At 65.5% G+C, this 7,014-nt stretch carries 8 protein-coding genes; 4 read left to right on the forward strand and 4 right to left on the reverse strand.

The genetic code is table 11. The features are described 5' to 3' along the window. Nucleotides 1–66 precede the first annotated feature (66 nt). Entirely contained in the window at nucleotides 67–933 is an 867-nt protein-coding gene (purU, locus tag FFS21_RS31295) for a formyltetrahydrofolate deformylase (RefSeq protein ID WP_137928557.1), read from the reverse strand. Between the two features lie 62 nt (nucleotides 934–995). Beyond that, entirely contained in the window at nucleotides 996–1,838 is an 843-nt protein-coding gene (locus tag FFS21_RS31300; RefSeq protein WP_137928558.1) for an NUDIX hydrolase, read from the reverse strand. Nucleotides 1,839–1,871: 33 nt separating this feature from the next. On the opposite strand from FFS21_RS31300, the gene glpK reads away from it, so the two are divergent. The 3 genes from glpK to FFS21_RS31315 all read left to right on the forward strand — a co-directional run bounded on the left by glpK (nucleotide 1,872) and on the right by FFS21_RS31315 (nucleotide 5,492). Continuing rightward, nucleotides 1,872–3,404: a glycerol kinase GlpK gene (glpK, locus tag FFS21_RS31305; RefSeq protein ID WP_502705217.1), complete on the forward strand. Its 1,533-nt coding sequence runs from the start codon at nucleotides 1,872–1,874 to the stop codon at nucleotides 3,402–3,404. Nucleotides 3,405–3,418: 14 nt separating this feature from the next. After that, a complete protein-coding gene (locus FFS21_RS31310; RefSeq protein WP_137928560.1) occupies nucleotides 3,419–5,023 on the forward strand; it encodes a glycerol-3-phosphate dehydrogenase/oxidase in 1,605 nt (534 codons plus the stop codon). Between the two features lie 85 nt (nucleotides 5,024–5,108). Next, complete coding sequence (locus tag FFS21_RS31315; RefSeq protein WP_137928561.1) at nucleotides 5,109–5,492, forward strand: hypothetical protein; 384 nt, start codon at nucleotides 5,109–5,111, stop codon at nucleotides 5,490–5,492. A 103-nt stretch (nucleotides 5,493–5,595) separates the two neighbouring features. Here FFS21_RS31315 and FFS21_RS31320 read toward each other — a convergent pair whose 3' ends face one another. Then, complete coding sequence (locus tag FFS21_RS31320; protein WP_137928562.1) at nucleotides 5,596–5,817, reverse strand: hypothetical protein; 222 nt, start codon at nucleotides 5,815–5,817, stop codon at nucleotides 5,596–5,598. A gap of 128 nt (nucleotides 5,818–5,945) precedes the next feature. After that, the gene (locus FFS21_RS31325; RefSeq protein ID WP_137928563.1) at nucleotides 5,946–6,149 is read right to left on the reverse strand and encodes a hypothetical protein; all 204 of its coding nucleotides are present in this window, start codon (nucleotides 6,147–6,149) and stop codon (nucleotides 5,946–5,948) included. 430 nt (nucleotides 6,150–6,579) lie between these two features. On the opposite strand from FFS21_RS31325, the gene yfiR reads away from it, so the two are divergent. Next, the coding region (gene yfiR, locus FFS21_RS31330) for a regulatory sequestration protein YfiR (protein WP_502705218.1) at nucleotides 6,580–7,014 on the forward strand (435 nt) is incomplete at its 3' end.

Genomic DNA, 7,014 nt, shown 5'->3' on the forward strand with positions numbered 1-7,014 from the left:
CCCTATGTTTTGCTCCCCTCTCCCGCTTGCGGGAGAGGGGAGCAAAACATAGGGACAGGTGAGGTCTTACTTGAACACCACCGTCTTATGCCCATTGAGCAAAATCCGGTGTTCCGCATGCCATTTCACCGCGCGGGCCAGGGCCACGCATTCCACGTCGCGGCCGACGGCGGTCAGTTGCTCGGGGTCCATGCTGTGATCCACGCGCTCGATTTCCTGCTCGATGATCGGGCCTTCGTCCAGATCGGCGGTCACGTAGTGAGCCGTGGCGCCGATCAGCTTCACGCCGCGGTCATGGGCCTGGTAATAAGGCTTGGCACCCTTGAAGCTCGGCAGGAACGAGTGGTGGATATTGATCGCGCGGCCTTCGAGCTTGCGGCACAGGTCGTCGGACAGCACCTGCATGTAACGGGCCAGCACCACAAGGTCGATGTTCTGCTCGCGCACCACGTCGAACACGCGCGCTTCCTGCGCGGACTTCTGTTCGGCCGAGGCGTTCATCAGCGGCAGGTGGAAGAACGGCACGTCGTACGATGCGGCCAGTTGATAGAAATCGCGATGGTTCGAGACGATGGCCGCGATCTCCACCGGCAGGCCACCCACCTTGGCGCGGAACAGCAGGTCGTTCAGGCAATGGCCGATCTTCGACACCATGATCATCACGCGCGGCTTGATCGTGGCGTCGAACACATCCCACTGCATGCCGAACTGGTCGCCCACCGGCGCGAAAGCTGCGCGCAGTTCGTTCAGGCCAGGGCCACCGGGCGCGGCGCTGAAATGCACGCGCATGAAGAAGCGGCCCGTGAACGCGTCGCCGTACTGGTCGGAATCGACGATGTTGCAGCCATTCTGGAACAGCAGGCCCGATACGGCATGCACGATGCCCGGTTGGTCAGGGCAGGAAAGGGTGAGGATAAATCCAGTGGCGCTCATCTTGGAACAATCGGGCTGAAGACATTCGAGGTTATGCAGGCCGGGACCGCAAGGCGTGGAGATCAGGGCTGGATGGCCGCCCAGCCGCGTCGGCAAAGGGCATCCAGCGTCACCAGCGTGGCATCTACGGTCATGGCGCGGGCCGCCATGATATCAAGCAATGCCGCAGGACCGATATGCCGGTGCTCGGCTACCTCGCCGTCGCGGTTGTGCGGCACGAAGTCCGCCGGCAGCAGCAGGTCGTATGCGTACACCCGCTCCCACTGCACGCCTTCGGGGATTTCACGCAGGACATCGATCACGCCGTGGGCCTCGGCCCGGCTGGCCAGCGCGGGCGGAATGCCCGATTCCTCGTCGCATTCGCGAACCAGCGTTTCAAGCGGATCGCTGCCAGCCGGCACGCCACCGGCCACAAGGTTGTCCCACATGCCGGGGTCCACGGACTTGGACGGGCTGCGGCGCGAGATCCACAGCGCGGGCGTTGCCCCCTCGACAATGCCGTTCATGTGCGAGGCAAACGTCAGCAGGCCCAGGAACCGCGCCGCCGCACGTTCGATGACCGCGAACGGCTTCGCATCGAGCGCCGGGGTCACGGCAAACAGTTCATTGCGCCAGCCGCGTACGTGGCCGGCATCGGCCAGCTTGCGTGCGAGAGCGGCCAGCACGGCGTTGCGAGATGCGGCATCGATACAGCCCGGCAGCAGCGCCACGGCGCCCTGCTCTTCCGGCCCGATGACATCGCCCATCCCCGTGAGTATCTCCGCATGGCGGCGCGGCAACCAACCCACGTGGGCATCAACGACCATCAGCCGCAGATGCGCGGCGGGATCGAACGGGCTGCGCGCGGCAATGCCTGCGCGGATGTGGCTGACGACATTGGTATCGCGGAAAGCAGATTCGGACATAGGTACTCAATTCAACCATTGCGGATGGATCGCATGACATCGACACTCGCTGCGCAGCCGCGCTATGTACTCGCTCTGGATCAGGGCACCAGCAGTTCGCGCGCCATCCTGTTCGATCACGCGGGCAATGTGGTGCGGATCGCCCAGCGCGAATTCCGGCAATATTATCCGCATCCCGGACACGTCGAGCACGACCCCTACGAAATCTGGCAATCGCAACTGGCCGTGGCGCACGAGGTATTGGCCGATGCCAACGTCAGCGGTTCGCAGCTCGTGGGCATCGGCATCACGAACCAGCGCGAGACCAGTGTGCTGTGGGACCGCAAGACCGGCGAGCCCGTGGGCCGCGCACTGGTCTGGCAGGACCGCCGCACTGCCTCGATGTGCGAGGACCTGCAGGCCGCTGGCCATGGCGACACCTTCCAGCAGAAGACCGGCCTGATCATCGACGCCTATTTCTCGGGCACCAAGCTGCGCTGGATGCTGGATCACTACGACGGCGCCCGCGCCCGTGCCGAGCGTGGCGAACTCGCTTTTGGCACCGTGGATAGCTGGCTGATCTGGCAACTGACCGATGGCGCACGACATGTGACCGATGTGTCCAACGCCTCGCGCACGCTGCTGTTCAATATCCACGATTTCCGCTGGGACGACGAACTGCTCGGCATCCTCGACATCCCCCGCAGTCTCCTGCCCGAAGTGGCGCCCTCCAGCGGCGAAGTGGCGCGCACGTCGGCGCGACTGTTCGGCGTGGAAGTTCCGATCGCCGGCATCGCTGGCGACCAGCAGGCCGCCACGTTCGGGCAAGCCTGCCTCTACCCAGGCATGGCCAAGAACACCTATGGCACGGGCTGCTTCATCCTGATGAATACGGGCAACAGCCCGGTTACGTCGCAGAACCGGCTGATCACCACCATCGGCTGGCAGATCGGACAGGACACGCAGTATTGCCTCGAAGGCGGCGTGTTCATGGGCGGCGCCACGATCCAGTGGCTGCGCGATGGACTCAAGCTGATCCACAGCGCACCCGAGGTCGACCCGCTGGCGCGCCAGTGCGCGGACACCGGCGGCGTGGTGCTGGTGCCGGCCTTTGCCGGACTCGGCGCGCCGCATTGGGACCCGTTCGCGCGCGGCACGCTGGTCGGCATCACGCGTGGCACGGGTGGCCCGCATATCGCCCGCGCCGCGCTCGAATCCATTGCGCTGCAAAGCGTGGATGTGCTCGACGCCATGCAGAAGGACGCCGGGATCTCGCTGGCGGAGTTACGCGTGGATGGCGGCGCGTCACGCAGTGACCTGCTGATGCAGATGCAGGCCGATCTGCTCGGTACCGCCGTGGTGCGCCCGCGCGTCACGGAAACCACGGCGCTGGGCGCCGCCTATCTGGCCGGGCTCGCTACCGGATACTGGACCAGCCCTGAGGAAATCACACATCAATGGCAGGTGGAGCAGCGTTTCGAGCCGAAGCTGTCGGCAGACGAACGCGGCCACCGCATCGCGCGCTGGCATCGCGCCGTGGACCGAGCCCGTGACTGGGCGCGCGACGACGATTCCACCGCACATTAAACAGACAAGCCCCCATGCCAATCACCGTACCTCCGGTCCAGCCGCCCTCTCGCGGCGAACTGCTCAACACGCTGTCGCGCGAGGCGCGCTGGGATGTCATCGTCATCGGCGGCGGCGCCACGGGCCTGGGCACCGCCGTCGACGCCGCGGCGCGCGGCTATCGCACCCTGCTGCTCGAAGCGGCCGACTTTGCCAAGGGCACGTCGAGCAAGGCCACCAAGCTTGTGCATGGCGGCGTGCGCTACCTCGCCCAGGGCAATATCGGGCTGGTGCGCGAAGCCTTGCACGAACGCGGCCTGCTGGCGCGCAATGCGCCGCATGTGGTCTGGCCGCTCGGCTTCGTGGTGCCGGCCTACCAGATGTTCGACCAGCCGTTCTACGGCATCGGCCTGAAGGTCTACGACATGCTGGCCGGCGGGCTGAACCTTTCGGGCAGCCGCTGGCTGAACCACCGCGAGACGCTCGAAGCCGCCCCTACCCTGGCCGAACACGTGGGCGGACGACCGCTGCGCGGCGGCAATCTCTATTTCGACGGCCAGTTCGACGATGCGCGGCTGGCCATGGCGCTGATGCGCACGCTGTTCGACGTAGGGGGTACGGCCGTCAACTACATGCGCGTGACCGGCCTGACCCAGTCAAACGGCGTGGTCACGGGCGTCACGGCACGGGACGCGCTCGGCGATGCCACGTTCACGCTGCGCGCCGACTGCGTGATCAACGCCACGGGTGTGTGGGTAGACGCGGTGCGGCAGATGGAAGACAGCCAGGCACGCACGATGGTGGCACCCAGCCAGGGCGTGCACCTGACCATTCCACGCAGCTTCCTGCCCGGCGACCGCGCCATCCTGATCCCGAAAACCGACGATGGCCGCGTGCTGTTCCTCGTCCCCTGGAACGGCCATGTGATCGTGGGCACCACCGATACGCCGCGCAAGGACCTGCCGCTGGAGCCCCGTGCCGCCAGCGACGATATCGACTTCATCCTGGAGACAGCGGCGCGCTATCTTGCCCGCGATCCGAGCCGTGCCGACGTGACCAGTGTCTGGGCCGGCTTGCGGCCTCTGGTCAAAGCCACCGGCGAAGCATCCACGGCATCGTTGTCGCGCGAGCACACCATCCTGGTCTCGAAAGCCGGCCTGATCACCGTGACCGGCGGCAAATGGACCACCTATCGCAAGATGGCCGAGGACGTGATGGACACGGCCATCCAACGCCAGCTGGTGCGCGCCGCACCGTGCCGGACGGCCGACCTGCCGCTGCACGGCGCCGCAGGCGTGCCGGAGAACCTGCCGCCCGCGCAGAGCGGATCGCCCGACCGCTACTACGGCGCCGACCTGCCGCTGGTGCAGGCGCTGCCCGGCGCGGACACCATCATCGTGCCGGCCTCGGGCCTGACCGAGGCGCACGTCCGCTTTGCCGCGCGGCACGAACTCGCGCGCCGTGTGGAAGATGTGCTGGGCCGCCGCAACCGCGCGCTGTTCCTCGACGCCCGGGCCGCCCTGGCCGGGGCGCCGCGCGTGGCGGAGATCCTGGCCGAGGAACTGGGGCACGATGCCGCCTGGCAGACGCAGGAGCTGGAGGATTTCGGGGCGCTGGCCCGGGGATACATGCTGGATTGACGGGAATCGAAGCGGCGGGTGCGGCGATCGACCCACGCGGCAGGACTTCGGCGATAATGCCGCCTATTGCATCACGGAGAACACCATGGACGAGATTGACGATCTGTCCGATCTGCCGATGCCCCGGTTCATCTGGGGCTTCGCTGTTATCGCCGACAAGGCCGGGAATGTGTCGCACGACGAGTTCGAGTACCTGACCCACACCCGCAGCCCGCGCTTCACGTGCCGCGTGGTGGAACTCGAGGACATGCCTGCCGAAGGCGACGACACTGCCATCGACGGCCGCGTCGTGCACTACGACGAGCCCGAACGCCTGTTCTACATCACCGACGCAGGCATGGCACTGGTCAACTTCCAGCTGTTCGACAAACTGCCCGAAAAGGGCAAGCTCAAGAATATCTGCGACGAAGCCATCGCCAACTGGATGCTGCGCCGCGAATTCCTCGACGACGAGGAAGACGAGGACTGAATCGCCAGACTCTGGGCAGACCCTCGCCGGAGGGTTCGCCAGAAACGAAAAACGCACTCTTCGGAGTGCGTTTTTTCATGGGTTGTCCTACTTCTTTCCCAACCTACCCCTTCACCTCGATCAGCCCCGACGCCACGCGCTCGATCTCGCAATAGACAGGCATGGCGTCCATCGGCCCGGTGCAACCCACGCCTGCTGCCTGGGTGGCACTGGCGCCCGGTGGCAGGAACACGAACGCCATGCCGGGCTGGAAACCGGGATGGCGCCGCAGGCTGTCGTTAAGGATGTCGAGATACTGCGTACGCGAGAAGACCTGCTTTGCCATGAAGGTGTCTCCGGAGGAATCGGCAGGAAATCCTAGCATGGCGGCATGCGCCGCTGTCACCGCATCGTGGGATTCCCGATGTGAAGCAAAGGATGGGAAAGGCATGAAGGACAGGGGCGGGCCCGCCTTCAGTGGTCCTCGGCCATCGCCTTGAGTTCCGCGTCGCCGGCCACGCGCGCGGCGTCGGACGTCGTGAAGGTCTCGTCCGAGACAATGCTGCGCCGGATCTGCTGCGCACTGAAATCCACCAGTGAGATGATCCATACGTAGCGCCCAGCCTGCGGCGCGGTCTGCACGAAAGCTTTGAGTTGCGGTCTGGATTCGGTCGCCATGGCGTGCCTCCGGTTCGATTGCTTCAGGACTTCAGGACAAGCGGGAGTGGCAAAAACTCTAGCACAGCGTCCACCGCTCGCACTAGGGCATTTGGACCGGTGCGGGCGCAGGTTTTTGTGGCTACAGTTTTTGCAAACCAAGCCGACACTTCCATGGAGTTATCCACACGCCCGATTTCCAGTACTGCCCGTACTCCCCGGATTGTCAGACATCACGCCAGCCGCTCCATTGCCGCGCCCTGCGTTTCACCTGCTCGCCGCGCGTCATCTTCTGCACCGCCTTGCCCGCCCGGCCCTGCCGGCGCTGCTGGCGGTGGTGATCGCATTGCCTTGCGCCAAACCCGCAGTGGCGTCATCGCCGCCTGCTTCAGCAGCGTCAGCGCCCGCCCCATCGCTTGCTGCGCCCGCTCCCACCTCTTCCGGATCGGCCTTGCCTGCCGGCCCCTCGCGGCCCGAAGCCGTGGCGCGCGTGGTGATGAGTCTGCTCAGTTATGCGCGCTGGCCGGAAGAGCGCGAAACGGTGAAATTGTGCGTGGATACGGGCGCACGCTACGCCGCCAAGCTGATGGAAGGCGGCACGCTATCGACGGGCCGGCTCGTGGAATCCCGGCGCGTGGACATGCTCGCGGATGCCCTCATTCCCGGGTGCGACGCCCTCTACATCGGCGTCATGGACGAAGCCCGCCGCCGCAAGCTCACCTCCGCATTCGTAGGCAAACCCGTGCTGGTGATCGCAGAAGAGGATTTCGAGTGTGAAGGCGGCAGCATGTTCTGCCTGAGCATCCGGGACAGCCAGGTGTCGTTCCGGATCAATCTCGACGCCATCGCGCGCAGCGGCATCCACGTTCATCCGGGGGTACTGCAA

Source organism: Cupriavidus sp. 2SB, assembly GCF_005503625.1.
In the GTDB taxonomy this organism is placed as follows: Bacteria; Pseudomonadota; Gammaproteobacteria; order Burkholderiales; family Burkholderiaceae; genus Cupriavidus.